General features: G+C 70.5%; 24 protein-coding genes. 20 read left to right on the forward strand and 4 right to left on the reverse strand.

The genetic code is table 11. The annotated features are described in order from the left end of the window. Positions 1–2: 2 nt before the first annotated feature. Positions 3–1,013, reverse strand: coding sequence for a tripartite tricarboxylate transporter substrate-binding protein (locus ABTU92_RS13680; protein ID WP_408091478.1), 1,011 nt, complete (start codon positions 1,011–1,013; stop codon positions 3–5). A gap of 199 nt (positions 1,014–1,212) precedes the next feature. Next, positions 1,213–1,554, reverse strand: a complete 342-nt coding sequence (gene erpA / locus ABTU92_RS13685; RefSeq protein ID WP_408091480.1) for an iron-sulfur cluster insertion protein ErpA — start codon at positions 1,552–1,554, stop codon at positions 1,213–1,215. Between the two features lie 101 nt (positions 1,555–1,655). Here erpA and ABTU92_RS13690 point away from each other — a divergent pair, with 101 nt between their 5' ends. From ABTU92_RS13690 to surE, 11 genes are all read left to right on the forward strand, one after another. Continuing rightward, positions 1,656–2,873, forward strand: coding sequence for a deoxyguanosinetriphosphate triphosphohydrolase (locus tag ABTU92_RS13690; RefSeq protein WP_408091482.1), 1,218 nt, complete (start codon positions 1,656–1,658; stop codon positions 2,871–2,873). 36 nt (positions 2,874–2,909) lie between these two features. Then, positions 2,910–4,715 carry an arginine--tRNA ligase gene (gene argS / locus ABTU92_RS13695; RefSeq protein WP_408091484.1) on the forward strand — a complete coding sequence of 602 codons (1,806 nt, stop codon included), beginning with the start codon at positions 2,910–2,912 and terminating at the stop codon, positions 4,713–4,715. Positions 4,716–4,797: 82 nt separating this feature from the next. Further along, complete coding sequence (locus ABTU92_RS13700) at positions 4,798–6,531, forward strand: SPOR domain-containing protein (RefSeq protein ID WP_408091486.1); 1,734 nt, start codon at positions 4,798–4,800, stop codon at positions 6,529–6,531. 284 nt (positions 6,532–6,815) lie between these two features. Next, the gene (gene nagZ / locus ABTU92_RS13705) at positions 6,816–7,826 is read left to right on the forward strand and encodes a beta-N-acetylhexosaminidase (RefSeq protein ID WP_408091488.1); all 1,011 of its coding nucleotides are present in this window, start codon (positions 6,816–6,818) and stop codon (positions 7,824–7,826) included. Between the two features lie 279 nt (positions 7,827–8,105). Next, positions 8,106–9,002, forward strand: a complete 897-nt coding sequence (locus ABTU92_RS13710) for a segregation and condensation protein A (protein ID WP_408091646.1) — start codon at positions 8,106–8,108, stop codon at positions 9,000–9,002. 64 nt (positions 9,003–9,066) lie between these two features. Continuing rightward, positions 9,067–10,275 carry an SMC-Scp complex subunit ScpB gene (scpB, locus tag ABTU92_RS13715; RefSeq protein WP_408091490.1) on the forward strand — a complete coding sequence of 403 codons (1,209 nt, stop codon included), beginning with the start codon at positions 9,067–9,069 and terminating at the stop codon, positions 10,273–10,275. A 282-nt stretch (positions 10,276–10,557) separates the two neighbouring features. Continuing rightward, complete coding sequence (locus tag ABTU92_RS13720; protein WP_111359047.1) at positions 10,558–10,818, forward strand: twin-arginine translocase TatA/TatE family subunit; 261 nt, start codon at positions 10,558–10,560, stop codon at positions 10,816–10,818. Positions 10,819–11,008: 190 nt separating this feature from the next. Next, a complete protein-coding gene (gene tatB / locus ABTU92_RS13725; protein ID WP_408091492.1) occupies positions 11,009–11,560 on the forward strand; it encodes a Sec-independent protein translocase protein TatB in 552 nt (183 codons plus the stop codon). Next, on the forward strand, positions 11,557–12,378 hold the full coding sequence (tatC, locus tag ABTU92_RS13730; protein ID WP_408091494.1) for a twin-arginine translocase subunit TatC: 822 nt from the start codon (positions 11,557–11,559) through the stop codon (positions 12,376–12,378). Before tatB ends, tatC begins: the two co-directional genes overlap by 4 nt. Before the next feature lie 126 nt (positions 12,379–12,504). Continuing rightward, the gene (gene serS, locus ABTU92_RS13735) at positions 12,505–13,854 is read left to right on the forward strand and encodes a serine--tRNA ligase (protein ID WP_408091496.1); all 1,350 of its coding nucleotides are present in this window, start codon (positions 12,505–12,507) and stop codon (positions 13,852–13,854) included. Positions 13,855–14,144: 290 nt separating this feature from the next. Continuing rightward, on the forward strand, positions 14,145–14,909 hold the full coding sequence (gene surE / locus ABTU92_RS13740) for a 5'/3'-nucleotidase SurE (RefSeq protein WP_408091498.1): 765 nt from the start codon (positions 14,145–14,147) through the stop codon (positions 14,907–14,909). Positions 14,910–15,159: 250 nt separating this feature from the next. On the opposite strand, the gene ABTU92_RS13745 is transcribed toward surE, so the two are convergent. Further along, positions 15,160–15,546 carry a response regulator gene (locus ABTU92_RS13745; protein ID WP_408091500.1) on the reverse strand — a complete coding sequence of 129 codons (387 nt, stop codon included), beginning with the start codon at positions 15,544–15,546 and terminating at the stop codon, positions 15,160–15,162. Between the two features lie 406 nt (positions 15,547–15,952). Here ABTU92_RS13745 and ABTU92_RS13750 point away from each other — a divergent pair, with 406 nt between their 5' ends. From ABTU92_RS13750 to ABTU92_RS13765, 4 genes are all read left to right on the forward strand, one after another. Further along, positions 15,953–16,606 (forward strand): protein-L-isoaspartate(D-aspartate) O-methyltransferase, encoded by a 654-nt coding sequence (locus tag ABTU92_RS13750; protein WP_408091502.1) that lies wholly within the window; start codon positions 15,953–15,955, stop codon positions 16,604–16,606. A gap of 303 nt (positions 16,607–16,909) precedes the next feature. Continuing rightward, complete coding sequence (locus ABTU92_RS13755) at positions 16,910–17,836, forward strand: ABC transporter ATP-binding protein (protein ID WP_408091648.1); 927 nt, start codon at positions 16,910–16,912, stop codon at positions 17,834–17,836. Next, a complete protein-coding gene (locus ABTU92_RS13760) occupies positions 17,833–18,600 on the forward strand; it encodes an ABC transporter permease (RefSeq protein ID WP_408091504.1) in 768 nt (255 codons plus the stop codon). The genes ABTU92_RS13755 and ABTU92_RS13760 overlap by 4 nt, the downstream gene beginning before the upstream one ends. A 268-nt stretch (positions 18,601–18,868) precedes the next feature. Further along, positions 18,869–20,401, forward strand: coding sequence for a peptidoglycan DD-metalloendopeptidase family protein (locus tag ABTU92_RS13765; protein ID WP_408091506.1), 1,533 nt, complete (start codon positions 18,869–18,871; stop codon positions 20,399–20,401). A 141-nt stretch (positions 20,402–20,542) separates the two neighbouring features. On the opposite strand, the gene ABTU92_RS13770 is transcribed toward ABTU92_RS13765, so the two are convergent. Continuing rightward, positions 20,543–21,472 carry an ATP-binding protein gene (locus tag ABTU92_RS13770; protein ID WP_408091508.1) on the reverse strand — a complete coding sequence of 310 codons (930 nt, stop codon included), beginning with the start codon at positions 21,470–21,472 and terminating at the stop codon, positions 20,543–20,545. Positions 21,473–21,709: 237 nt separating this feature from the next. Here ABTU92_RS13770 and yajC point away from each other — a divergent pair, with 237 nt between their 5' ends. From yajC to ABTU92_RS13795, 5 genes are all read left to right on the forward strand, one after another. Further along, entirely contained in the window at positions 21,710–22,057 is a 348-nt protein-coding gene (gene yajC, locus ABTU92_RS13775; protein ID WP_408091510.1) for a preprotein translocase subunit YajC, read from the forward strand. A 117-nt stretch (positions 22,058–22,174) separates the two neighbouring features. Further along, positions 22,175–23,782, forward strand: coding sequence for a protein translocase subunit SecD (gene secD, locus ABTU92_RS13780; protein WP_408091512.1), 1,608 nt, complete (start codon positions 22,175–22,177; stop codon positions 23,780–23,782). Positions 23,783–23,798: 16 nt separating this feature from the next. Next, a complete protein-coding gene (gene secF, locus ABTU92_RS13785; protein WP_408091514.1) occupies positions 23,799–24,752 on the forward strand; it encodes a protein translocase subunit SecF in 954 nt (317 codons plus the stop codon). Between the two features lie 7 nt (positions 24,753–24,759). After that, positions 24,760–25,143 (forward strand): Mth938-like domain-containing protein, encoded by a 384-nt coding sequence (locus ABTU92_RS13790; RefSeq protein ID WP_408091516.1) that lies wholly within the window; start codon positions 24,760–24,762, stop codon positions 25,141–25,143. A gap of 149 nt (positions 25,144–25,292) precedes the next feature. After that, positions 25,293–26,135 carry a phytoene/squalene synthase family protein gene (locus ABTU92_RS13795; RefSeq protein WP_408091518.1) on the forward strand — a complete coding sequence of 281 codons (843 nt, stop codon included), beginning with the start codon at positions 25,293–25,295 and terminating at the stop codon, positions 26,133–26,135. The last annotated feature ends 53 nt before the right edge of the window (positions 26,136–26,188 follow it).

Here is a 26,188-nt window from a genome sequence, read left to right on the forward strand (position 1 = left end):
TCTCAGCGCGGCAGCACGTCGATGCGCAGCGCGCCGGTGCTGATCAGCAATGCCGTCCACTTGGCGATGTCGGCATCGATGTAGCGGGCGAATGCCGCCGGCGAGGTCGCCTGCGGCGCGGCGCCGAGCGCCGCCAGCCGGTCGCGCAGCTCCGGGCGCGCGAGCAGGCTGCCGACATCGTCGGCGATGCGCGCGACGAGCGCGTCCGGCGTGCCGCGCGGGGCGAGCAGCCCGAACCAGCCGACCGACTCGAAATCCGGCAGGCCGGATTCGGCGATCGTCGGCAGCGCCGGGAAGCTCGGCGAGCGCGTCCTGCCGGTCGTCGCGACGGCGATGAGGCGGCCGTCCTCGACGGTCTCGCGGATGGTCGGAGGCGGCGCGAACAGAAGGTCGAGCCGGGCGGCCAGCAGCTCCTGCATGGCGGCGCCGGTGCCGAGCAGCGGAACGTGCTGGAGCAGCACGCCGGCCTGCTGCTGGAACATCACCCCGGTGAGATGCGAGGCGGCGCCCGATCCGGACGAGCCGTAGCGCAACGGACGACCGGCCGCGAGGCGGTCGCGGGCGAGCCGGATCAGCGACTCGACCGTGGTCGCCTTCACGGCGGGGTGGAGGGTCAGCACATAGGGCGGGGCGGCGACGAGCGCGATCGGAGCGAAGTGGTCGGTGACGCGGAACGCCGCGGCGAGCCCGCCGTCGACGCCGCTCGCGGCCGCCATCAGGGTTCCGGTCGATCCCATCAGGAGCGTGCGGCCGTCGGCCGGCGACCGCAGGACGGTGCGGGCCGCGATCCCGCCGGACGCTCCGGGCACGTTCTCGGCCGAGACGCTGCGGCGCCAGAGCCCGGCCAGCCGGGTGGCGATCAGGCGCGCCAGGATGTCGGTGCCGCCGCTGGCGACCGCGGGCACGATGATCCGCACCGGACCGGCCGGCAGGTCGTCGGCGCGCCCGGGCGACGCCGCGACGACGGCTGCCGCCCCGAGGAGGGCCGAGCAAACGCGGCGGCGGTCGAGCATGGCAGGGCCGGGGTTGTGGCGCGTCGCACGGGCGCGCCATGGCTTCTGACGTCGTGTTACAGAAGGGGTCGCCAATATCAGGTAAAGCGGCAGCGAAGCAGAGGGCGCGGCCTACGCAGGGCAGCGCTGCACAATCTGCAGCCGCAGGTCGGCCGGCGGTCGGCCGGGGTCGTCGAGGAGACGGAGCGCGGGCCGGGCGTCAGATCGAGAAGCTCGTCCCGCAGCCGCAGGAGGCGGCGGCGACCGGGTTCTTGATCTTGAAGGCGGCGCCGATCAGGTCGTCGACATAGTCGATCTGGGCACCGGCCATGTACTGTTGCGACACCGGGTCGATCAGCACCGTCGCCCCGTCGCGGGCCAGCACCAGGTCGTCCGCGGCCTTCTCGCGGTCGAGATCGAACTTGTACTGGAAGCCGGAGCAGCCGCCGCCCTCGACACTGACCCGCAGCATCGCGCCGGCCGGCTCGGACGCGAGAATCTCGCCGATGCGCCGGACGGCGCTGTCGGTCAGGGTGATGTCCGTGGTGACGGCATCGGTCATCGGGAAGCCCTTCGCAGTTGACGGAAATTGCGTGGTCCGGCCCAAAAAAGGTAAGTGCTGCCCCGGCAGGGGTCAATGTGTAGGGGAGCGGAAAGGCCGTCATGGCGGTTCAGGACGCATGCGCGCGGGCGCCGTTCGCGGCCGACGCGAAGGCCGGCCGGGGGCGGCTCCATCCGGAGCCGCCCAGCCCGGGCCGCAGCGATTTCCGCCGCGACTGCGACCGGGTGATCCACTCGACCGCGTTCCGCCGGCTCGCCCACAAGACGCAGGTGTTCGTCTATCACGAGGGCGACCACTTCCGCACGCGCCTCACCCACACGCTCGAGGTGACCCAGGTGGCGCGCTCGATCGCCCGCCAGCTCGGCCTCGACGAGGACCTCGCCGAGGCCTGCGCGCTCGCCCATGACCTCGGCCATCCGCCGTTCGGCCATGCCGGGGAGCGGGCGCTCGACCGCTGCCTCGCGGCGCATGGCGGCTTCGACCACAACGCCCAGACGCTCGCCGTGGTGACCCGGCTGGAGCGCCGCTACCCGGCCTTCGACGGACTCAACCTGACGTGGGAGACGCTGGAGGGGCTGGTGAAGCACAACGGCCCGCTGGTCGGTCCGCGCGTGCGACGAAAGTCGGGCGAGACTTTGTGCGGCGCAGCATCGGCCCTGCCGCTGGTGATCCGCGATTATGATGCGAGGCACGATCTCGATTTGGCGAGCTTTCCCAGCCTGGAGGCCCAGGTCGGCGCCATCGCGGACGATATCGCCTACGATGCCCACGACATCGACGATGGCCTGCGGGCCGGCCTGTTCACGCTCGACGCGCTGGCCGAGGTCGAATTTATTGCGCACATCGTGGGGGACATTTGTGCGGAGCACAAAAACATCGATCCCGCTCGTCTGGTTCACGAGCTGGTCCGCCGGATCATCACGGTGATGATCGTCGACGTCGTGGCTGAGACTCGCGGGCGGGTTGCGAGCCTCGATCCGGCCTCGGTGGCTGATGTGCGGGCCGCCGAATCACCGCTGGTTGCATTCTCGGCCGCCATGGCGGCCGCCGACAAGGCGATAAAAGCCTTCCTGTGGACCCACATGTACCGGCATCCCAGGGTCATGCAGGTGATGACGGCGGCCGAGGGCGTGCTCGCCGACCTGTTCGGCCGCTACGTCGCCGCGCCCGACCTCCTGCCGGCCGAATGGCGCCACGATCTGCCGGACGAGCCGGGCGCGCGGGCGCGCCGGATCGCCGACTTCATCGCCGGCATGACCGATCGCTACGCGATCGCCGAGCATCGCCGGCTTTTTGACTCGACCCCGCAATTGCGTTAGGCCGCGGCCCGCAGCTCCGCCCGGGACAGAACCAAAATGCTTGATAGGACGAAAGAAACCAGCCATGTCTTCGCCGCCGTCCTGGCCCGGGTGCAGGCGGCGCTCGACGCCCTCGTCGCGAAGGGCGCGCTGCCGGCCGGGCTCGATCGCGGCCGCGTGCTGGTCGAGCCGCCGCGCGATGCGAGCCACGGCGACCTCGCGACCAACGCCGCCATGGTGCTGGCCAAGGACGCCGGGCAGAAGCCGCGCGATCTCGCCGAGAGAATTGCCGAGGCGTTGCGCGGCGACGACTGGGTCCAGTCGGTCGACGTCGCCGGGCCGGGCTTCATCAACATGACGCTGAAGCCGCAGGTCTGGCGGGCCGCCCTCAAAGCGACCCTGATGGCCGGCGCCGACTACGCTCGCGGCGTGCCGGGCGGCGCGCCCGTCAACGTCGAGTACGTCTCCGCGAACCCGACCGGCCCGATGCATGTCGGCCACTGCCGCGGCGCCGTGTTCGGCGACGCGCTCGCCAACCTGCTCGAGTTCGCCGGGCGGCGGGTGACGCGCGAGTACTACATCAACGACGCCGGCGCCCAGGTCGACGTGCTCGGCCGCTCGGCCTATCTGCGCTACCTGGAGGCGCTCGGCGAGGAGATCGGCGCCATCCCGGACGGCCTTTATCCGGGCGACTATCTGGTGCCGGTCGGCCAGGCGCTGGCCCGCCGGTTCGGTCCGGACCTCAAGGACAAGCCGGAGGCCGAGTGGCTGCCGGTCGTCCGCAAGACCGCGATCGACATGATGATGGCGATGATCCGCGACGATCTCGCCGCCCTCAACGTCCGCCACGACGTGTTCTTCTCGGAGCGGTCGCTGATCGAGGGCGCGACCGATCAGGTCGGCGCCACCATCGCGGCGCTGCGGGCCGAGGGGAAGGTCTACGAGGGCCGGCTGCCGCCGCCCAAGGGTGCGCCGCCCGAGGATTGGGAGGACCGCGAGCAGACGCTGTTCCGGGCGACCGAGTTCGGTGACGACATCGACCGGCCGCTGAAGAAGTCGGACGGCTCCTACACTTACTTCGCCTCCGACATCGCCTATCACAAGAACAAGGTCCTGCGCGGCTTCGACGACCTGATCGACGTGTGGGGCGCCGACCATGGCGGCTACGTCAAGCGCATGCAGGCGGCCGTCAAGGCGGTGAGCGAGGGCCGCGCCGCGCTGGACGTCAAGATCGTCCAGCTCGTGAAGCTGTTGCGAGCCGGGCAGCCGGTGAAAATGTCGAAGCGGGCCGGGGACTTCGTGACGCTTCGTGAAGTGGTGGACGAGGTCGGCAAGGACGCCGTCCGGTTCATGATGCTGTACCGCAAGAACGACGCCGTGCTCGATTTCGACCTCGCCAAGGTGATCGAGCAGTCGCGCGACAACCCGGTCTTCTACGTCCAGTACGGCCACGCCCGCGGCCGCTCGATCTTCCGCAACGCGCGCGACACGCTGCCCGACATGCCGGAGGACTGGAAGGGGCCGGCGGCACTCAAGCTGTGGCTCGCCGGCGCCCCGCTCGACCGGCTCGACGATCCCGGCGAGATCGCGCTGATGCGCACCATCGCCCAGTTCCCGCGGCTGGTGGAGGCGGCGGCGGCGGCGCACGAGCCGCACCGAATCGCCTTCTACCTGTACGATCTGGCGAGCGACTTCCACGCCCAGTACACGCGCGGTGGCAAGGACTCGCCACATTTACGGTTCATTATCCAGGATGATCCAACACTGACGTCGGCCCGTCTCGCGCTTGTTCAAGGTGTGATCACGGTGCTCTCCGTGGGGCTAGGTCTGCTCGGGGTCGAAGCGCCTGACGAGATGCGGTGACCCTCGCCGGCGCGCACGGACTGCGGTGATCCGGCCGCGTCCGCAGTGAAAGAGTGGCGCCGCGACCGGTGAGCTTTCAGGCATGGCGGAAGACCGATATCGGCGAACCGACGGTCCTGGCGCGACGGCTGCCCGTGCGGCCCCGCGCACCGATCCCGCGACCGATCCGCTGGTCGAACTGGCCCGGCTGATCGGGCAGAACGAGCCCGTCGCCTACGAGCCGTCGAGCCGCGTCTCCCGCATGCGCGACGGCATCGCGCGCGAGGGAGCGACCCGCGATCCCATGAGTCGTGACAGCCGCGACGGCGTGGAGAGCCGCATCGAGCGCGGTCCCGCCCCGTCGCTCCGCCGCAGCGAGCCGGCGGCCCGCACGCCCGAGCCGCCGCAGCCCGATCCAGTTCCCTACGAGCCCGGCTATCCGGAGCCGCGCTTCGGCCGCTCGCCCTCCGATTACGCCCGCGGCGGCGGCGAGCCGCGTTACGCCGATCCGTCGCTCGACACCGACGCCCGCCATCCCGACCAGCGCTACAGCGGCTACACCGAGCCGCCGCCGCCGCGCGCGACGGCCGCCGATCCGCGCCGCGGCGATCCGCCGGCGTGGCTGACCGCCCGCGCCGAGGTTCCGCCGGAGCCGCGCGCCGCCGAGACCGGCTGGCGTGCCCCGCGATCGCGCGATGCTGCGCCGCCGCCGCCGCCCGCGCCGGCCGCCGAGCCGGCCTGGGACGCCGGCTATGCCGACCCGCACGGCCGTCCGCTCGACGGCGGCTATGCGGCGGCCGAGCCGATGTTCACGGGTCGGCCGGAGCCGCTCGCGATGACCCGCGAGGACGCGCTGGAATACGACCCGCGCTACGCCCCGGCCGCCGACGGCGCCTTCGAGGCTGGCGAGACCTACGATCCGTCTCGCGACCCGGCCCGCGATCGCGACTATTACGGCGCGGCCTATGACGGCCGCTATCCGGCCGAGGACGACGCACGCGCCGAGCCGCCGTCGCGCCGCCGCGGCTTCATGGTCGCCGCCGCCATCCTGGCGGTCGCCGTGGTCGGCACCGCCGGCGCCTATGGCTGGCGCAGCATGAAGGGTGGTCCATCGGAGGCCGGTGGCCCGCCGGTGGTCCGGGCCGACACCTCGCCCAAGAAGATCGCCTCGGCGGTCCAGGGCGGCGACAAGCAGATCTACGAGCGCGTCGGCGGCGGCCAGAACGAGCGGCTGGTGCCGCGCGAGGAGCAGCCCGTCGCGGTCCGCGACGTCTCTGGCGACGCGACGTCCAACCTGCCGCCGCAGGTGAGCGCGCCGGCGACCGTGCCGTCGGCGGCGCCCGGCGACCCGAAGCGCATCCGCACCGTCACGATCCGGCCGGAGAGCGAGGCCAATCAGGGCCGACCGCCGGCCGCGACTCCGGTCGCCCCGGCTCGCCCGGCCGCCGCGGCGCCCGTCGCGCCGGCTCAGCCGCGCCAGGCCGCCCCGGCCGGGAACGCGCCGATGGCGATCACGCCGCAGGCCGCGCCCGCCGCGCCGCCCGCCCGCACCGCGATGACCACGCCGGTGCCGAGTGCCGCCGAGAGCGGCGGCTACGTCGTCCAGCTTTCCGCCCAGAAGACGCCCGAGGAAGCGCGCGCCTCGTTCCGGGCCATGCAGGCCAAGTATCCGTCGGTGCTGTCCGACCGTCAGGTCCTGGTGAAGAAGAAGGATCTCGGCGCCAAGGGCATCTACTACGGCAGTCAGGTCGGCCCCTTCGCCAGCCGCGACTCGGCCATCCAGCTCTGCGAGAGCCTCAAGGCCGCCGGCGGCAACTGCCTGGTGCAGAAGAACTGATATCGCAGCCTCGTTTCTCCTGATGCTGAGGAACAGTCGTCCCGGTCGGCCGTCGCCGACCGGGACGACTGCGTCTCGAACCATGTGGCCACCGGCCGCCGGGGGCGCCCCCGCCCTTCGAGACGGCTGCTCCGCAGCCTCCTCAGGACGAGGGCGGACGAGGGGTGGGGCTCCGTGGCTGGCGAGCCCCTTCGACCCGGAACGGCTCGCCTCGCGGGGGATAACTGCACCCGAACGGCCCGCGCGCTTTGACCTCGGCGCCCGGGACCGGGATAAACGGCGGCATGACGGCTCGTGCGTTCATCACCGGGGTGTCCGGCCTGCGCCTGACCGACGCCGAGCGGCAGTTTCTCCGCACGGCGCGGCCGTTCGGCCTCATCCTGTTCAAGCGTAATGTCGATGCTCCGTCGCAGGTCTCTGCGCTCGTTGACGAATTCCGTGACGCCGTCGGGGCGGAGGCGACCGTCCTGGTGGACCAGGAGGGCGGCCGGGTGCAGCGCCTCGGGCCGCCGCACTGGCCGGCCTATCCGGCCGGAGCCTGGTACGGCGCCCTCCACGCCCGCGATCCGCAGGCCGGCCTCGCCGCCGCTCGGCTCGGCGCCCGGCTGATCGCCGCCGACCTTTTCTCCCTCGGCATCACGGTCGACTGCCTGCCGGTCGCCGATGTGCCGGCCCCGGAGGGCGACCCGGTGATCGGCGACCGCGCCTATGGGACGAGCCCGGACGTCGTCGCGGCGCTCGCCGCCGCCGCCGCCGAAGGGGTGATGGCCGGCGGGGTGCTGCCGGTGGTGAAGCACATGCCGGGCCATGGGCGCGCCGCCTGCGACAGCCACAAGGCCCTGCCGGTCGTCGCGGCCGACCGGGCGACCCTCGAGGCGACCGACGTCGCCGCCTTCCGGCCGCTGGCCGGCCTGCCGTTCGGGATGACGGCCCATGTCGTCTACACGGCGCTCGATCCGGACCGGCCCGCGACCCTGTCGCCGACCATCGTCGGCGAGGTGATTCGCGGCGCGATCGGCTTTTCCGGGGCGCTGATGACCGACGATCTCTCCATGGGGGCGCTGTCCGGCAGCCTCGCGGAGCGCACCCGCGCGGCGCTCGCGGCGGGCTGCGACCTGGCCTTGCATTGCAATGGAAATCTCGTGGAAATGGAGCAGGTTGCCGCCGAGAGCCCGGACCTCGCCGGGGCGGCGGCGCTGCGCTGCGCCGCGGCGCTCGCCGCCCGCCGTCCACCCGACGGGATCGACCTCGCCGAGGCGCGGGCCGCCTTTTCCCGTATGATCGCCGCTTCCTGAGCCGCTGGGTGACCTGAAGGCATGACCGAGCAGTCCGGCCAAGACGACATCGGCCCCGACGACGGTATCGATCCGACCGGCTCCGCCATGGACCCGGCGCCGACGGACGCGTCCGTTCCAAACCCCTCCGCCGTGGAGTCGTCTGCCGTGGACCCGGCTGTCGCGGACCCGGCTGTCGCGGACCCGTCCGATGCGGTGCCGTCCGATGCCGCGCCGGCCGATGCTCCGGCGACCGCAGCCTCGGCAGCCGGCGAGACGCCGGCCCAGTATCCGCCCGAGGTGGTCGAGGCCGATCGGGCGGCCGACGAGCCGGCCCTGATCGTCGACGTCGAGGGCTTCGAAGGTCCGCTCGACCTGCTGCTCGCGCTCGCCCGCCAGCAGAAGGTCGACCTCCACAAGATCTCGATCCTGGCGCTCGCCGAGCAGTACCTCGCCTTCATCGAGGAGGCGCGCAAGCTCAGGCTCGAGCTCGCCGCCGACTATCTCGTGATGGCGGCGTGGCTGGCCTACCTGAAGTCGCGGCTCCTGCTGCCCGCCGGCACCAACGAGCCGGAAGGGGTGAGCGCCTCCGACATGGCCGCCGCCCTGGCGTTGCGGCTGAAGCGGCTCGAGGCGATCCGCGACGCGGCGGCGAAGCTGATGGCCCGCCCGCAGCTCGGCCGCGAGGTGTTCGGCCGCGGCGATCCCGAGCCGATCGAGGAGATCAAGCGGCCCGAATGGTCGGCGACGCTCTACGATCTCCTGTCGGCCTATGCGAGCCAGCGGCAGCGCCAGGCGCTGTCGCATGTGCGCATGAAGAAGCGCAACGTCTGGTCGCTCGCCGACGCCCGCTCGATCCTGCAGCGCCTGCTCGGCTCGGTCGGCTCCGACGACTGGAGCGTGCTGGACGGCTACCTGGTGACCTACGCGGTCGAGCCGTCGATGCGCTCGACCGTCTACGCCTCCAGCCTCGCGGCGCTTTTGGAGCTGGTGCGCGAGGGCGTCATGGACGTCCATCAGCCGACCGCATTCGCGCCGATCTATATCCGCAAGCACGTCGGGGCCCCTCAAATGGCCGCCGAGGTGGCTGCCGACGCCACCGACGACGTGCCTGCCGAAGTGACCGTCGGGGAACCGATGGGACGAGACGACGACTCGCCGCCGCCGCCGTCCGCGGCGGACGAGCCGGTCCAGTGACGAGGGGATGCCCGAGATGAGCCGCGACGGATGGCGGATTGCGAAACTGGCCGAAGAGGCGACCATGATCCCCGAGAACGAGCCCGGCCGCGGGGAGGTCCGGAAGCGCCGTGGCCGCAAGGCCGAGACGCCGCGTGAGGCCGCGAGCGAGGCCGTTGTGCCGACTGCGGCCGAGCCGGCGGCCGAGGACGCCGTGGTCGACGAGGCCTTGGCCGACGAGCGCGTGTCCGACGCGGTGGCTGCCGACGAACCAGCCGCCGATGAGGCGGTCACGGCCGAGGCCGAGCCCGCGACCGCCGAGGGGCTCGACGAACCCACCCACGAGGCGAACGAGGAGGCACGCGACGACGCTGTCGCCGAAGCCGTCGTCGCGACCGAGCCCGAGGTGACGGTCGAGACCCCGGTCGGGACCGGGGCCGAGACGCAGGCCGTCGCGGAGGTCGCCGAGACCGAGCTGACGGTCACCGAGACGGCGGAGCAGGGGGCTGATCAAGGGCCGGAGACCCGGCCGGACGAGCTGCGCCTGCTGGAGGCGCTCCTGTTCGCGGCGTCCGAGCCGGTCGAGGAGAAGGCGCTCGCCAAGCGCCTGCCGGCCGGCACCGACGTGAAGGGTGGCCTCAAGCGGCTGCAGCTCGAATACGCGCCGCGCGGCGTCAACCTGGTGCGCATCGGCACCAAATGGGCGTTCCGCACGGCGAACGATCTCGCCTGGCTGCTCACCCACGAGGCCGGCGAGCCGAAGAAGCTGTCACGCGCCGCGGTCGAGACCCTGGCGATCATCGCCTATCACCAGCCGGTGACGCGCGCCGAGATCGAGGAGATCCGCGGCGTCGCGGTCGCCAAGGGCACCATCGACGTGCTCCTGGAGACCGACTGGATCCGCCCGCGCGGCCGCCGCAAGGCGCCGGGCCGCCCGCTCACCTTCGGGACCACCGACCACTTCCTCTCGCATTTCGGCCTGGAGCAGCTCGGCGACCTGCCGGGCCTCGACGAGCTGAAGGGGGCGGGGCTGTTCGACGGCCAGCTCCCGTCCGGCTTCGGCGTGCCGAATCCCTCCGACGATCCGGCGCTGCGCGAGGACGAGGACCCGATCGACTCGGTCGAGCTCGACCTCGGCCTGGCCCCCCGGGTGGAGGACGCCCCGGCCGGCGAGAGTTTTGGCGAAGCCGGCGAAGGCGGAGCGACGGCCGGCGAGCAGGCGGGCGAGGAGCCGGACGCAATGTCGGCGCCCGAGGTGTCGCACGATCCGGAGGCGCGCGAAGAGGGGGAGTGAGGCGACCTCCTCCGCCGTCATGCCCGCGCTCGTCGCGGGCATCCACGTCGTTGCTGTCCCGCCGCGTGCAAGGTCGTGGATGGCCGGGACGAGCCCGGCCATGACGGAGAAGGCGACGGCGGGCGGTCGCCGGTTGCTTCCTTCCGAAGCGCATCAACTCTCTTTCACGGCGTGCGCAATCGACGCGCGGGCGGTCCTTGTCTTCGTCGGGTCGACCGCCTAGGTTCACGACAAAACCGAAGGCGAGCCCGGATCGCGGCCCGTCGGTTGGAGGGTAACGCGATGGGTTCAATGAGCATCTGGCACTGGATCATCGTCCTCGGCGTCGTGCTGCTGCTGTTCGGCCGCGGCAAGATCTCCGAGATGATGGGCGACGTCGCGCAGGGCATCAAAGCCTTCAAGAAGGGCATGTCCGAGGACGACACCGCCAAGGTCGAGCCGGCCAAGCCGGCCGAGCCGGTGCGGACGATCGACCACCAGCCGACCACGGCGCCGTCGCAGTCCGTCCAGCAGCCGCAGGCCGAGACCCACAAGGCCGGCTGATCGCCGGCCGGCCGTCCCGGCTGTCCCCCGCGCCAGCGGCGCCGCGACGATCGCCGCGCCGCGCGGTGCCCCCGCGGTCGCGCTTGAACCCGTCCCCGATCTGCGGCAAACCGCTTGGCGTCGCGCCGGCGGACGACCGGCCATTGCGGGGGCCGCACCGTCACGGGCGGGCGGCACCCTCGGAGCCACGATGTTCGATATCGGGTGGAGCGAGCTCCTGCTCATCGGCGTGGTCGCGCTGATCGCGATCGGCCCGAAGGAGCTGCCGGGCGTGCTGCGCGCCGTCGGCCAATGGACCGGGAAGATGCGTCGCATGGCGGCCGAGTTCCAGGGCCAGTTCCAGGAGGCGCTGCGCGAGGCCGAGATGGCCGACCTGAAGAAGCAGGTCGACGAGCTCAACGACGCCGCCCGCAGCATCGCCACCTACGACCCGCTCGCCGAGACGGCGAAGTCGATCGCCGCCCCCACCCCGATCACGCCACCGGCTGATACAACGGCGTCGCCCGACACGCCGGCCGTGACGGCCGAGCCGCTGCCGGCGCCCGAGGGTGTCGCGCCGGCCGCTGCGGTCGAATCGCCCGTCCCCGAAGCGCCCGTCACGACGCCGAGCACCGAGCCGGTGGCCGGCGCCGCCGTGGCTCCGGCCGAAGTGCCCCCGGCGGCCACGCCGGTGCCCGCACCCGTCGAGACGGTGGCCGAGACGGTGGGCGAGGCCGCGCCGACCAAGGACCGCCCGGCATGACCCACGAGGACATCGAGGCGACCAAGGCGCCGTTGATGGACCACCTGATCGAGCTGCGCTCGCGGCTCATCAAGTCGCTCATCGCCTTCGCGATCATGTTCATCCTCTGCTTCGCCTTCGCCAAGCAGATCTACAACGTGCTGGTGTGGCCCTTCGTGTGGGTCGCAGGGCCGGAGAACTCCAAGTTCATCTACACGGCGCTGCTGGAGTACTTCGTCACCCAGCTCAAGCTCGCGATGTTCGGCGCCGTCTTCCTCGCCTTCCCGGTGATCGCGACGCAGATCTACATGTTCGTCGCGCCCGGCCTCTACCGGCACGAGCGCAACGCCTTCCTGCCCTACCTGGTGGCGACCCCGATCTTCTTTTTTCTCGGCGCCATGGTGGTCTATTTCCTCGTGATGCCGATGCTGGTGCGCTTCTCGCTCGGCATGCAGCAGCTCGGCGGCGGCGAGACCGCCGACATCGCGCTGCTGCCCAAGGTCGGCGAGTATCTCGGCCTGATGATGAGCCTGGTGCTCGCCTTCGGGGTGGCGTTCCAGCTGCCCGTGATCCTGACGCTGCTCGGCCGCATCGGCATCGTCGATTCCGCGATGCTCAAGGCCAAGCGCCGCTACTTCATCGTCGGCGCCTTCGTGATCGCCGCGGTGCTGACCCCACCCGACGTGATCTCGCAGCTCTCGCTCGCCGTCCCTCTGATGATCCTCTACGAGGCCGCGATCCACTCGGTCCGCTTCGTCGAGACCAAGGCGAAGGACGAGAAGGCGAAAGCCGCCGCCGACGCCGGCTCCCCGCCGGCCGCCTCGTCGCCCACCGGCTGACCGGTTCGGGGCCACCGTTCCGACCGGGCGGCCCGCCCGCATCGTCGCCGCGTGGTCGCGACGACGGTGCTATAAGGGCCCATCGATTCCGTCGCCGTTGTCACGCACGCCGCCAGAGCCCGTCCCATGTACGACATCAAGTGGATCCGCGAGAACCGCGAGACTTTCGATCGCGGCCTGCAGCGCCGGAACCTGGCGCCGCTGTCGGCCGAGCTGTTCGCGCTCGACGACCGCCGCCGCGCCGCCATCCAGGCCCTGGAGGCCGCGCAGGCGCGTCGCAACGCGGCGTCGAAGGAGATCGGCGAGGCGAAGAAGAGGAAGGACGAGGCCGCGGCAAAAGCCCTGATGGACGAGGTCGCGGGGCTGAAGGCCTCGATCCCGGCCATGGAGGCCGAGGAGAAGGCGGCGAGCGCGGCGCTCGACGAGGCGCTGGCAAAAATCCCGAACACGCCGCTCGACGCGGTGCCGGACGGCGCCGACGAGCACGGCAATGTCGAGCATCACCGCTTCGGGGCGCCGCCGGTGCTGAGCTTCACGCCGCGCCAGCATTTCGAGCTCGGTGAAGGCCTGAAGCAGATGGATTTCGAGGCGGCGTCGCGGATGTCCGGCGCCCGCTTCGTCGTGCTGAAGAGCAAGCTCGCGCGGCTCGAACGCGCGCTCGCTCAGTTCATGCTCGACCTCCACACCACCGAGCACGGTTACACCGAGGTGTCGCCGCCGCTCCTGGTGCGCGACGACGCCATGTTCGGCACGGCGCAACTGCCGAAGTTCTTGGATGATCAGTTCGCCGCCGTTTCCGGAGAAGGGCTTCGGGCGATCACCGAGCCTGGGCATACCTCCGACGACGCTCTCGGCGTCGGAGCAAATCGTCGTTGGCTCATCCCCACCGCCGAAGTCCCGCTGACCAATCTCGTCCGCGAGCAGATCGTCGAGGAAGCCGAGCTGCCGCTGCGGCTCACGGCCGGCACGTATTGCTTCCGGGCCGAGGCGGGGGCGGCGGGGCGCGACACGCGCGGCATGATCCGCCAGCATCAGTTCTACAAGGTCGAGCTCGTCTCCATCACGACGCCGGAGAAGAGTCTCGAAGAGCACGAGCGCATGCTCGCCTGCGCGGAAGAAGTGCTGCGCCGGCTCGGCCTGCACTACCGCGTGGTGACGCTGTGCACGGGCGACATGGGCTTCGCGTCCCAAAAAACCTACGACATCGAGGTGTGGCTGCCGGGGCAGGGGATGTTCCGCGAAATCTCCTCCTGCTCGGTGTGCGGCGACTTTCAGGCGCGCCGCATGAGCGCGCGCTATCGCACCGCCGAGGGCCGCGCGGTGCGTCCGGTCCACACCCTCAACGGCTCGGGCGTCGCCGTCGGCCGCGCCATGATCGCCGTGATGGAGAACTACCAGCAGGCCGACGGCGCGATCGCCGTGCCCGAGGTGCTGGAGCCCTATATGGGCGGGTTGAAGGAAATCAGAAGCGAGTAGCGAATGGCGAATAGCGAGTAGGGAACGGGGTGTCCTCCGACCTCGTCCGGAGGAGGCCGCGCAGCGGCCGTCTCGAAGGGCGAGGGCGGCTCCACGACGAGTGGCCACATGGTTCGAGACGCGGCCTGCGGCCGCTCCTCACCATGAGGGGCGAGACGGTGCGACGGAGCGGAGGCTCACGCTCTCGGACCCACTGTTCGCTATTCGCAATTCGCTGATCGCTGCTCACCATCCGCTATTCGCTATTCGCTACTCGCTACTCGCTCTTCGCCAACATCGAGAACCGATCCGTGCGCATCCTGGTCACCAACGACGACGGCATTCACGCGCCGGGGCTCGACGTCTGCGTCGAGATCGCCCGCGCCCTCTCGGACGACGTGTGGATCGTCGCGCCCGAGTTCGACCAGTCGGGCGTCTCGCATTCGCTGTCGCTCAACGATCCGCTGCGGCTGCGCGCCATCGAGGACCGCCGCTTCGCCGTCAAGGGCACGCCGACCGACTGCGTGATCATGGGCGTGCGCCACATCCTTGGCGACAAGCGGCCCGACCTCGTGCTCTCCGGCGTCAACCGCGGCTCGAACGTCGCCGAGGACGTCACCTATTCGGGCACCATCGCGGGCGCCATCGAGGGCACGATCCTCGGCATCCCGTCGGTCGCGCTGTCGCAGTCCTACGGCGCCGAGAGCAAGCAGAAGCCGCACTGGGACACCGGCTTGCGCCATGCGCCCGCGCTGATCCGCAAGGTGATCGACACCGGCATCCCGCGTGACGTGCTGATCAACATCAACTTCCCGGACTGCCGGCCGGACGATGTGAAGGGCGTCGCGGTGTCGAGCCAGGGCAAGCGCGACATCGACTGGCTGAAGATCGACCCGCGCTACGACGGCCGCGGCAACCCGTATTTCTGGATCGCCTTCGACCGGGTGAAGAAGAACCCGCCCGGCCGCGGCACCGACCTCGCCGGCCTCGCCGACAAGCGCATCACCGTCACGCCGCTCCGCCTCGACATGACCGACGAGCCGTTCATGACCAAGCTGGCGCAGGTGTTTTCGTGACCAGCAGTGCTTGCTAGGCACTTCGGCAGCGGCAGCCTCGGACTGCTCTCTCCCCCCTTGTGGGGGAGAGGTGGAGAGGGGGGTGAGCCACGATCTCCGAGCCCGCGGCTCACCCCCCCTCCCTGTCCCTCCCCCACAAGGGAGGAGGGAACGCAGGCCGCCACGTCCGAACCCTTCGGCGCGACGTCGGAAAGCAAACGAGGCGCCGTAGCGCCCCGTTTTTCCATTCGCTACTCGCCATTCGCCGTCGTCACACCACGGCGGCGCGCTCGAAGGCCTGCGAGAGGATCTTGCTGAGATTGTCCTGTTGGAAGGGCTTCTGCAGGGTGGGGCGGTTCATGAACTTCTCGGGCAAGCCGCGCTCGCCGTAGCCGGTGGCGAACACGAAGGGCAGGCCGCGCTCCTCGAGAATCTCGGCGACCGGGCTGACGGTCTGGCCGGCGAGGTTGACGTCGAGGATCGCCATGTCGAAGTCGCCGGTCCTGGCGAGCTTGATCGCGTCGTCGATCCGGCCGACCGCGCCGGCGACCGTGTATCCGAGATCGCCGAGCATGTCCTCGAGCAGCATCCGGATCATGATCTCGTCCTCGACGACGAGGATGTTCTTCGAATCGGCGGCCGCGTCAGCCTTGTCCATTGTTGCTCCGTCCTGTGATGCGCCCCGTCCCGTCGGACGGACCGTGTCGTGCGAACTTTTTTCGCGCGCGTCGTCTGTACGCGAGTCGTCTGTACGCGAGTCGTCTTCACACGAGTCGTCGTGGTCCTGGAGTGCGCTGGAGAGCGCGCTCCAAAGCGATCCACCGGAAGGCAGTCACGCACCGTCCGATGAATCGAACGAACAAACCCGAGAACCAATCCGCGCCGGCGCGATTGGTTCCTCGTGGATGAGAATTTCGTAACCTGCCCAGGCTAGCGCAGGTGCTATGGTTGGTAAGGCGTGAATGGGGCAAATTGGGGGTGGCCGCAACCCCGCACCTGCCTGCGGGGCGAAGGGCCGCGAGTCCCGTGTGCTGCGTCCGGGCGTCCGAAGGAACGCGAGTGCGATGACGAGTGTCGCCGATCGGAGGATCGGCCCGATGGAGTTTCTGCTCGGTCTGCGCCGCCGCGGCATCGCCGATCCGGCCGTGCTGCGCGCCATGGAAGAGGTGCCTCGCGAACATTTCGTGCGGGCCGAGGACGCCGCGGTCGCCTATGCGGACCACGCGATGCCGATCGACTGCGGCCAGACGATCAGCCAGCCCTACGTGGTCGCCTACATGACCGAGCGGCTCTCGCTCGCGCCCGAGCACAAGGTGCTCGAGGTCGGCACCGGCTCGGGCTATCAGGCGGCGGTGCTGTCGCGGCTCGTCGCCCGGGTGGTGACGATCGAGCGGTACCGGACGTTGGCCGAGCAGGCGCGGGAGAGGTTCGCTGCGCTCGGCTACGACAACATCGCGGTGGTGATCGGCGACGGGCTCGCCGGCGTGCCGGACGAGGCGCCCTACGATCGCATCATCGTGACGGCGGCGGCCGAATCGATTCCGCGCGCGCTCGTCGAGCAGCTCGCCGACGGCGGCGTCATGGTGCTGCCGCTCGGGCCGCAGGACGGCGCCCAGATCATCGTGCGGCTGACCAAGACGCCGAGCGGCCTCTTCCGCGAAAACTTCATCGGCGTCCGCTTCGTGCCGCTGCTGCCCGGCAAGGCACGGGAGCTGTAGCGTGTCCCGGACAAGGCATGTCGGGCCGCAGGCCCGATGTGCCGCCGAGCCGGGACCCAGGGGCGGCACGGCACTGCCTCGTTCGATCGCCCTGGGTCCCGGGTCACGGCGCGATGCGCCGCACCCGGGACACGAGTCCGGGCACGGGCGGAAGGCCGCGGCTGTCACCCGGCGGCCACACCTCGGCATGGCCGCTCCGCTCGGGGTTGCCGCGGCGTGGGGGCGTGCCGATATGTCGCCGGCGGCCGTGCCGCGCCGTCGTCCCCCGTCCGGCCGGAGCCCGTGCCTCCAATGTCACCGCCGCTGTCGCCCGTCATCTCGATCGAGGGCCTGACCAAGACCTACGCGTCCGGCTTCCAGGCGCTGAAGACGATCGACCTCGACATCATGCGCGGCGAGATCTTCGCGCTGCTCGGCCCGAACGGCGCCGGCAAGACGACGCTGATCTCGATCGTCTGCGGCATCGTGCGGGCCTCGACCGGCAGCGTCAGGGTCGACGGGCACGACATCGTCACGGACTTTCGCGCGGCGCGGTCGCTGATCGGCCTCGTCCCGCAGGAGCTGACCACCGACGCCTTCGAGAGCGTGTGGGACACGGTGTCGTTCAGCCGCGGCCTGTTCGGCAAGCCGAGGAACCCGGCCCATATCGAGAAGGTGCTGCGCGATCTCTCGCTGTGGGAGAAGCGCGACAGCAAGATCATGACGCTGTCGGGCGGCATGAAGCGCCGGGTGCTGATTGCCAAGGCGCTGTCGCACGAGCCCCGCATCCTGTTCCTCGACGAGCCGACCGCCGGTGTCGACGTCGAGCTGCGCAAGGACATGTGGGAGGTGGTGCGGACGCTGCGCGCCTCCGGCGTCACCATCATCCTGACCACCCACTACATCGAGGAAGCCGAGGAGATGGCCGACCGCATCGGCGTCATCAACCACGGCGAGATCGTGCTGGTCGAGGAGAAGGCGACGCTGATGCGCGAGCTCGGCAAGAAGCAGCTCACCGTGCTGCTCAACGACCGGCTCGACGCGGTGCCCGAGGCGCTCGCCGGCTACGGCCTGACGCTCGCCGACGAGGGCAGGGCGCTGGTCTATGCCTACGACACCAAGGGCGAGCGCACCGGCATCACCCGGCTCCTGCAGGATCTGGCGGAGGCGGGGATCGGCTTCCACGACCTCGTCACCACCCAGAGCTCGCTCGAGGACATCTTCGTCGATCTCGTGAGGCAGCGCCGATGATCACTAATTTCCGGGCGGTGCAGGCCATCTACGTGTTCGAGATGTCCCGCACCGGGCGCACGCTCCTGCAGAGCATCGTGTCGCCGGTGCTGTCCACCTCGCTCTACTTCGTCGTGTTCGGCGCGGCGATCGGCTCCCGCATCACCGAAATCGAGGGGGTGCCGTACGGCGCCTTCATCGTCCCCGGGCTGATCATGCTCCTGTTGCTCACCCAGAGCGTCGCCAACGCCTCGTTCGGCATCTACTTCCCGCGCTTCACCGGGACCATCTACGAGATCCTCTCGGCCCCGGTGTCCTATGGCGAGATCGTGCTCGGCTATGTCGGGGCGGCCGCCACCAAGTCGATCATCCTCGGCCTGATCGTGCTCGCCACGGCTGGGCTGTTCGTCCCACTGCAGATCGCGCATCCGGTGTGGATGCTCGTCTTCCTGGTGCTGACCGCGGTGACGTTCAGCCTGCTCGGCTTCATCATCGGCATCTGGGCCGACGGCTTCGAGAAGCTCCAGCTGGTGCCGCTGCTCGTCATCACGCCGCTCACCTTCCTGGGCGGCACGTTCTACTCGATCTCGGTGCTCCCGCCTGCATGGCAGACGGTGGCGCTGTTCAACCCCGTCGTGTACCTGATCTCGGGGTTCCGCTGGGCCTTCTTCGAGACCGCCGACGTGCATGTCGGCATCAGCCTGGCGATGACGCTCGTCTTCCTCGGCGCCTGCCTCGCAACCATCGCGTGGATCTTCCGCACCGGCTATCGCCTGAAGGCGTGACGCCACGGGTTGCATCAATGTGTCGGCACAGTTAACGCCCAGAAGAACAAAAGAAGAACAAGGTTCCGGGCCAATCCGCTCCCGACATCGCTCCGCGACCGCCAAGATACGGGCGCGACAATGCAAAGTTCCATTGTAATCGTAAAGGAAACGTCTTTCCGGAGGCGCGAGGGTTAAATCAATCTTTACTCGCTCGGTGCTTAACTCGGGCCTGTCTCCGTGTGTGTCCGTCGCGTGTGTGTGTCCGTCGCGTAGAGTGAGTGAGCCGATGCGTACGATCGTCGAGTCGTCGAGCCCGTACTGCGTGTCGCGGGTGTTGGTCCTGCTCATGGTCGGCTTCGGCGTGGCGAACTGCAGCACCGACTCGACGCGGCTCGCGGAAAGCCCCCTCCAGAATCCTTACGCGGGCGGTGGCCGTCCGTCCTACGAGACCACCGGCTCGGTGCCGGGCGGGCAGGGTGCCCCGGTTGGGCGCGTCGATTCGCGGCCGCTCGGGCAGCCCGTTGCGGCCCAGCCGCTGCCGCCGCCTTCGGCGCCGGCCCCGAGTTACGCATCTTATGGAGCACCCGTCTCCTACGGGGCGCCGCCGGCCTCGCATCACGGGTCCGTCGCCGGGGGCGGTGTCGCCGGGGGCGGGCGCGGGCTCGGATCCTATCAGCCAGGGCCGCAAGCCGCGGCGCCGAAGCCCGCCTATGAACGGGTCGCCTCGGCCGACATCACCGGCGCCGTGCCACGCCTGCAGACGGCGAAGCCGATGACCGCGGCGGCGCCTGGTTGGCAGTGGGAGGGCGGCACCCCCGTCACGGTGGCGCCGGGTGATTCCTTCGGCTCGCTGTCGAAGCGCTACGGCGTGCCGGCCAACGTCATCGCCGAGGCGAACGGCCTCGCGCCGACCGCCACGCTGCATGCCGGCCGCCGGCTGGTGATCCCGCGCTACGCCGGGCCGTCGACGGCCGCCGCGGCACCCGCTCCGGGCCCGGCGGCGCCGCCGGCCGTGCAGCCGGTGTCGGCGGCCGGCCCGCGCACCGCCGCCGGCACGGTCCATGTCGTCGGTCCGGGCGACACGATGATCGGCATCTCGAAGCGCTATCAGGTGAAGATCGGCGATCTCGCCGCGGCCAACAACATCCAGCCGCACGCCATGCTCAAGCTCGGCGACCGTTTGGTGATCCCGGGGCGCGGCGGCCGCACCGCCTTCGTGCCGCCGCAGCCGGCCGCGGCCCCCGCTCCCGTCGCCCAGGCGCCGGTCGCGCCGGCGCCCGCGCCGGTCCGCACCGCCACGGCACCGCAGGCCGCACCGCCGCCGGCACCGGCCCCGCAGCAGACCAAGCTCGCCTCGCTCGATCCGCCCGCGACCGCCTCGGTCCATCGCACCACGGTCGCCGATCCGCCGGCCGACGACGATCGCGACGCGCGCAACGGCGCCCTGTCGTTCCGCTGGCCCGTGAAGGGCCGGGTGATCGCCGGGTTCGGCAAGACCAACGGCCAGCAGAACGACGGCATCAATCTCGCCGTGCCGGAGGGCACCGCGGTGCGGGCCGCCGAGGACGGCATCGTCGCCTATGCGGGCAGCGAGCTGAAGGGCTACGGCAATCTCGTGCTGATCCGCCACGCCAACGGCTTCGTCACCGCCTACGCCCACAACAGCGAGCTGATGGTGAAGCGCAACGACCAGGTGCGGCGCGGCCAGGTGATCGCCAAGTCGGGCCAGACCGGCTCGGTCTCGGCGCCGCAGCTCCACTTCGAGATCCGCAAGGGCTCGGCGCCCGTCGACCCGATGCCGCATCTGCCCGGCGCGTGAGCCGGGCGGTTCGACCGAAATCGAGAGTCATCACTGCGATGCCCGGCCCAGCGCCGGGCATCGGCGTTTTTGAACCTCGCCCCGCAGGCGGGGAGAGGGAACCCCCCGCACGACTGGCTCAGCGTCACGCCTCGCTCAGTGTCACGCCTCGCTCAGCGTCACCTCGAGGCGGCCGGCCAGATCCTGGATGAACTGCCAAGCGACGCGCCCGGAGCGCGAGCCGCGTGTCGTCGCCCATTCGAGCGCTTCGCGGCGCAGCGCGTCGGCGTCGATCGGAATCTTGTGATGGTCGACGTAGCCCTTCACCATGGCGAGATACTCGTCCTGGCTGCAGCGGTGGAAGCCGAGCCATAGGCCGAAGCGGTCCGACAGCGACACCTTCTCCTCGATCGCCTCGCCCGGATTGATCGCGGTGGCGCGCTCGTTCTCCATCATGTCGCGCGGCAGCAAGTGCCGGCGGTTGGAGGTCGCGTAGAGGATGACGTTCTCGGGCCGGCCCTCGATGCCGCCCTCGAGCACGGCCTTGAGCGACTTGTAGGAGGTGTCCGCGGCGTCGAAGGAGAGGTCGTCGCAGAACACGATGAACCGGCATGCGGGCGCGCCGCGCAGGATGCCCATCAGGTCGGGCAGGCTCTCGATGTCCTCGCGGTGGATCTCGATCAGCTTCAGCGTGCCCGCCTTGGCGCCGAGCGCCGCGTTGACTCCGGCGTGGACGGCCTTGACCAGCGACGACTTGCCCATGCCGCGGGCGCCCCACAGGAGCGCGTTGTTGGCCGGCAGGCCGCGTGCGAAGCGCTCGGTGTTGGCGAGCAGCTGATCGCGGACGCTGTCGATGCCGCACAGAAGCGACATGTCCACCCGGTTGACGTGCGGCACCGGGGCGAGGCGGCGTCCCTCCGGCTGCCACACGAAGGCGTCGGCGACGCTCATGTCGGGCGCCGAGGGGGCGGGCGGCGCCAGCCGCTCCAGGGCGGCGGCGATGCGCTCCAGCAGGGCGTCCCGGGTGGTCGGGGAAGCGGTGAGGGCAGGGGTGGCAGGCTGATCGGCAGGCTGATCGGCAGGTCGATGCATGGCGTCCGGCTCCAGGGGGTTCCCCATACCGGGGGGCGGGCGCCGCCGCAAGGCGGGCCGCGCCCCGGCTCTGCGTGCGGCGCAGGGCTCGATGCAACTCGCTGCCGCGACAGGAAGACCCGTGACGCGCCGTTGCAATCGACAGCCCCCCCGGTATAGTCCCGGCGGTTTTTCGCCCCGGCCCGCGCAGACCACCGGGCCTCCGGGGCTGCCCGCTTTCCGAAGGAGCACCAGTCGATGTTCGTGACGCCCGCCCATGCCCAGGCCGCCGCAGCGACGAGCGGCACCGAGATGGTGATGTCGCTGCTGCCGTTCATCCTCATCTTCGTGATCATGTATTTCCTCATCCTGCGGCCGCAGCAGAAGCGCGCTAAGCAGCACCAGGAGATGATCAAGAACGTCCGTCGCGGCGACAGCGTCGTCACCTCGGGCGGCATCGTCGCCAAGGTCACCAAGGTGATCGACGACAACGAGATCGAGATCGAGCTTGCGGACGGCGTCCGGGCGCGCCAGATCCGCGCCATGGTGGCGGAGGTCCGGGCCAAGGGCGAGCCCGTGAAGGACGAGGTGGTCAAGACGAGCTGACCGCGGCGGTCACGGCGGCCGGGCGCCCAACAGGTCGCCCTTCTCACGCCGTCCGCCACGTCTTCGTCCGCCACGCCGTTCGCGCCCGTCGGCGCGCCAATCGGGAACTCGAGGCTCATGCTTTATTTTTCGCGGTGGAAGGCGACCGCCATCCTGCTCGGGACGTTGCTGGTCTGCCTCTTCGCGGTGCCGAACTTCCTGCCCGACAGCGTCGTCGACAAGTGGCCCAAATGGGCGCAGCGCCACGTCGTGCTCGGCCTCGATCTGCAGGGCGGCTCGCACATCCTGCTCGAGGTCGATTCGAACGCGGTGCGTCGCGAGAAGGTCGAGAACCTGCGCGACGACGTGCGGCGCGCGCTGCGCGACGCCAAGATCGGCTACACCGGCCTGACCGCGCGCGGCGACACGGTCGAGGTCCGGGTCCGCGAGGTGGCCGACGTGCCGCAGGCGCTGACCAAGCTGCGCGAGCTGTCGCAGCCGCTCGGCGGGATCCTCGGCGGCAGCGGCCAGCGCTCCGTCGACATCGCCGACCAGGGCAATGGCGTCATCCGGCTGACCGTCACCCAGGCTGCCATGACGGAGCGCATCCGCCAGTCGGTCGAGCAGTCGATCCAGATCATCGAGCGCCGCGTCAACGAGCTCGGCACCGTCGAGCCGTCGATCCAGCGCCAGGGCATCGACCGCATCCTGGTCCAGGTGCCCGGCCTGCAGGATCCCTCGCGCCTCAAGGATCTGCTCGGCAAGACCGCGAAGCTCACCTTCCGGCTGGTCGACATGAACAACAGCGCCGCCGACGCGGCGCAGACCGGCCGGGTGCCGCCCGACGACGAGCTGCTCTACGAAGGCCGCGGCGGCCAGCGCACCCCGATCCTGGTCGAGAAGCGGATCATGGTGTCGGGCGAGGATCTCACCGATGCCCAGCCCGGCTTCGACAACCGCACCAGCGAGCCGATCGTCTCGTTCCGCTTCAACACGAACGGCGCCCGCCGCTTCGCCCAGACCACCCAGGAGAATGTCGGCCGTCCGTTCGCCATCGTGCTCGACAACGAGGTGATCTCGGCCCCGGTGATCCGCGAGCCGATTCTCGGCGGCTCGGGGCAGATCTCCGGCAACTTCACGGTCGAGAGCGCCAACGATCTCGCCATCCTGCTGCGCGCCGGCGCCCTGCCGGCGCCGCTGACCATCGTCGAGGAGCGCACCGTCGGCGCCGGCCTCGGCCAGGATTCGATCGAGAAGGGCAAGATCGCCGCCTATGTCGGCTCCGGCCTGGTGGTGGTCTACATCCTCGCCACCTACGGCATGCTCGGGCTGTTCGCCAACATCGCGGTCGCCATCAACGTGGCGATGATCTTCGGCATCCTGTCGCTTCTCAACGCCACTTTGACGCTGCCCGGCATCGCCGGCATCGTGCTCACGGTCGGCATGGCGGTCGACGCCAACGTGCTGATCTACGAGCGCATGCGCGAGGAGGCGCGGGGCGGCCGCTCCGCCATCAACGCCATCGACGCCGGCTTCTCGCGGGCGCTGGCCACCATCCTGGACGCCAACATCACGACCCTGATCGCCGCCGTGGTGCTGTTCTTCCTCGGCTCGGGACCGGTCCGCGGATTCGCCCTCACCCTGATCATCGGCATCTTCACCACGGTGTTCACGGCCTTCACGCTGTCGCGGCTGATCGTGGCCTTCTGGGTGCGGATGACGCGGCCCGCCGCCGTCCCGATCTGACCGTCCGGAGCCCCTCGTGAAGCTTCTGCGCCTCGTTCCCGACGATACCAACCTGCCGTTCATGAAGTGGCGGCGGATCACGTTTCCGCTGTCGGGCTTCCTGTCGCTCCTCGCCATCGCGCTGTTCTTCACGGTCGGGCTGAACTTCGGCATCGACTTCCGGGGCGGCACCCTTATCGAGATCCAGGCCAAGAACGGCGCGACGGCCGATCTCGGCGACATCCGCTCGAAGCTCACGGCGCTCGACCTCGGCGAGGTGCAGCTCCAGCGGTTCGGCGCGCCCTCCGACGTGCTGATCAGGCTTGCCCAGCAGCCGGGCGGCGACGAGGCCCAGCAGGCGGCGGTCCGCAAGGTCCGCGACACGCTCGGCGACGGCTACGACTACCGCCGCGTCGAGGTGGTCGGGCCGCGCGTCTCCGGCGAGCTCGTCCAGAACGGCGTGCTCGGCATGCTGGTGGCGATCATCGGGATCCTGATCTATCTGTGGTTCCGCTTCGAATGGGAGTTCGCGGTCGGGGCGACCATCGCGACCCTGCACGACGTGGTGCTGACCATCGGCTTTTACAGCGTCACGCAGATCGACTTCGACCTGTCGTCGGTCGCCGCCGTGCTCACCATCATGGGCTTCTCGGTCAACGACACCGTCGTCATCTACGACCGCATTCGCGAGATGCTCCGGCGCTACAAGAAGATGCCGCTGGAGGAGCTGCTCGACCTCGCGATGAACTCGACGCTGTCGCGCACCGCCATCACCTCGACGACCGTCATCCTGTCGCTGCTCGGCATGTTCTTCTTCGGGCCGGAGGCGATCCAGAGCTTCGTCCAGGCGATGCTGTTCGGCGCCATCGTCGGCGTCTACTCCTCGGCCTTCATCGCCGCGCCGCTGCTGATCTATTTCGGCCTGCGCGTGCGCGCCGTGGCCGAGGAGGGCGAGGGCGAGGCGAAGACGCGGGCCAAGGCGCGGACCTGACGGCGACATGCCGCTGGACCGCGCCGACCGCCACCTGCCGCGCCCGGCCCTGATCGATTCTTACGGGGACGGCGGCTTCCGGCTCGGCGACCTGTCGCATCGCGGCGCGCTGGTCTGCCTCACCGACGGGATCTGGGCGGCCGACATCGCCGCACCCGAAGCGATCGGCGACGACGTGATCGCGTTCGTCGCCGGCAGCACGCCGCCGGTGGAGCACCTGCTGATCGGCAGCGGGGCGGCGCCGTGGATCGTCCCCGAGGCGCTGCGGGCGCGCCTGCGCGAGCACGGCATGGTCGTCGAGAGCATGACGACGGGGCCGGCGGTGCGCACCTGGAACATGCTCCTGGTCGAGCGCCGCCGCGTCGGGGCGATTCTGCTGCCAGTGCTTTGAAGCGGTTCTTGTGGCGATGAATCAGCCTCGTCATGCCCGCGCTCGTCGCGGGCATCCACGTCGTCCGGGCTGTCGTAAAGCAAGAGCGTGGATGGCCGGGACGAGCCCGGCCATGACGGTACGAGCTTGGCATCCCGCAGGGTGATCCATTGAGCATCGACTCCTTCGTCCATTGCGAGGCGCTCGTCCGCGAGCAGGACCGCGACCGCTGGCTCGCCGCGCTGTTCGCGCCGGTGGAGCGGCGTCCGCATCTGGTCGCCCTCTACGCCTTCAACGCCGAGATCGCCCGCGTCCGCTCGGTGGTCCGCACCCCGATGGCGGGCGAGATCCGGTTGCAGTGGTGGCGCGACGCGCTTGCCGGGGAGGGGCACGGCGACGTGCGCTCGAACCCCGTTGCCGCCGCGCTGCTCGACACGATCGCGGCCTGCGGCCTGCCGGTCGCGCCGCTCCTCGACCTGATCGAGGCGCGCAGCTTCGATCTCTACGACGACCCGATGCCGAGCCTCGACGCGCTCTACGGCTATGTGAGGAAAACCTCGTCGGCGACGATCGCGCTGGCCGCCCGGATCCTCGCCGGTCCGGACCCGGTCGTCGCGGCGCTCGCCGGCCCGGCCGGCCTCGGCTGGGGCCTCGCCCGCCTCGTGCAGGCGGTTCCGGCGCATTCTTCACGCGGCCAGATCTATCTGCCGTCCGACCTGCTGGGCGACCACGGCGTCGATCCGGCCGACCTTTCGGCGCGACGCGCGAGTCCGGGTCTCGTCGCGGCGCTGGCGGATCTGCGAGCGCGCGCGAGGCTGGAGCTCGTCGAAGCCGGGCGGGCGACCGCCATGGTTCCGGCCGCCGCCCGGCCGGCCTTCCTGCCGGCGGCGCTGGCCGGCCCGCTGCTCGACCGCCTGGACCGCGCCCAGGCCGCCGACCCGTTCGCCGCCGTGGAGCTCGCGCCCTGGCGCCGCCAATGGGTGCTCTGGCGCGCGGCGCGCCGGATGCGCTGATCGATCGTTCCTCCGCGTGCCCCGGACAAGGCCCGTCGGGCCGCAGGCCGGAC

Source organism: Rhodoplanes sp. SY1, from assembly GCF_046000175.1.
GTDB lineage: Bacteria > Pseudomonadota > Alphaproteobacteria > Rhizobiales > Xanthobacteraceae > Rhodoplanes.

Bases quoted from the DNA above. Each gene is read 5' to 3' on its own strand.
- ABTU92_RS13680 (WP_408091478.1), bottom strand. From the start codon at position 1,013: ATGCTCGACCGCCGCCGCGTTTGCTCGGCCCTCCTCGGGGCGGCAGCC.
- erpA (WP_408091480.1), bottom strand. From the start codon at position 1,554: ATGACCGATGCCGTCACCACGGACATCACCCTGACCGACAGCGCCGTC.
- ABTU92_RS13690 (WP_408091482.1), top strand. From the start codon at position 1,656: ATGGCGGTTCAGGACGCATGCGCGCGGGCGCCGTTCGCGGCCGACGCG.
- argS (WP_408091484.1), top strand. From the start codon at position 2,910: ATGCTTGATAGGACGAAAGAAACCAGCCATGTCTTCGCCGCCGTCCTG.
- ABTU92_RS13700 (WP_408091486.1), top strand. From the start codon at position 4,798: ATGGCGGAAGACCGATATCGGCGAACCGACGGTCCTGGCGCGACGGCT.
- nagZ (WP_408091488.1), top strand. From the start codon at position 6,816: ATGACGGCTCGTGCGTTCATCACCGGGGTGTCCGGCCTGCGCCTGACC.
- scpB (WP_408091490.1), top strand. From the start codon at position 9,067: ATGATCCCCGAGAACGAGCCCGGCCGCGGGGAGGTCCGGAAGCGCCGT.
- ABTU92_RS13720 (WP_111359047.1), top strand. From the start codon at position 10,558: ATGGGTTCAATGAGCATCTGGCACTGGATCATCGTCCTCGGCGTCGTG.
- tatB (WP_408091492.1), top strand. From the start codon at position 11,009: ATGTTCGATATCGGGTGGAGCGAGCTCCTGCTCATCGGCGTGGTCGCG.
- tatC (WP_408091494.1), top strand. From the start codon at position 11,557: ATGACCCACGAGGACATCGAGGCGACCAAGGCGCCGTTGATGGACCAC.
- serS (WP_408091496.1), top strand. From the start codon at position 12,505: ATGTACGACATCAAGTGGATCCGCGAGAACCGCGAGACTTTCGATCGC.
- ABTU92_RS13745 (WP_408091500.1), bottom strand. From the start codon at position 15,546: ATGGACAAGGCTGACGCGGCCGCCGATTCGAAGAACATCCTCGTCGTC.
- ABTU92_RS13750 (WP_408091502.1), top strand. From the start codon at position 15,953: ATGACGAGTGTCGCCGATCGGAGGATCGGCCCGATGGAGTTTCTGCTC.
- ABTU92_RS13760 (WP_408091504.1), top strand. From the start codon at position 17,833: ATGATCACTAATTTCCGGGCGGTGCAGGCCATCTACGTGTTCGAGATG.
- ABTU92_RS13765 (WP_408091506.1), top strand. From the start codon at position 18,869: ATGCGTACGATCGTCGAGTCGTCGAGCCCGTACTGCGTGTCGCGGGTG.
- ABTU92_RS13770 (WP_408091508.1), bottom strand. From the start codon at position 21,472: ATGCATCGACCTGCCGATCAGCCTGCCGATCAGCCTGCCACCCCTGCC.
- yajC (WP_408091510.1), top strand. From the start codon at position 21,710: ATGTTCGTGACGCCCGCCCATGCCCAGGCCGCCGCAGCGACGAGCGGC.
- secD (WP_408091512.1), top strand. From the start codon at position 22,175: ATGCTTTATTTTTCGCGGTGGAAGGCGACCGCCATCCTGCTCGGGACG.
- ABTU92_RS13790 (WP_408091516.1), top strand. From the start codon at position 24,760: ATGCCGCTGGACCGCGCCGACCGCCACCTGCCGCGCCCGGCCCTGATC.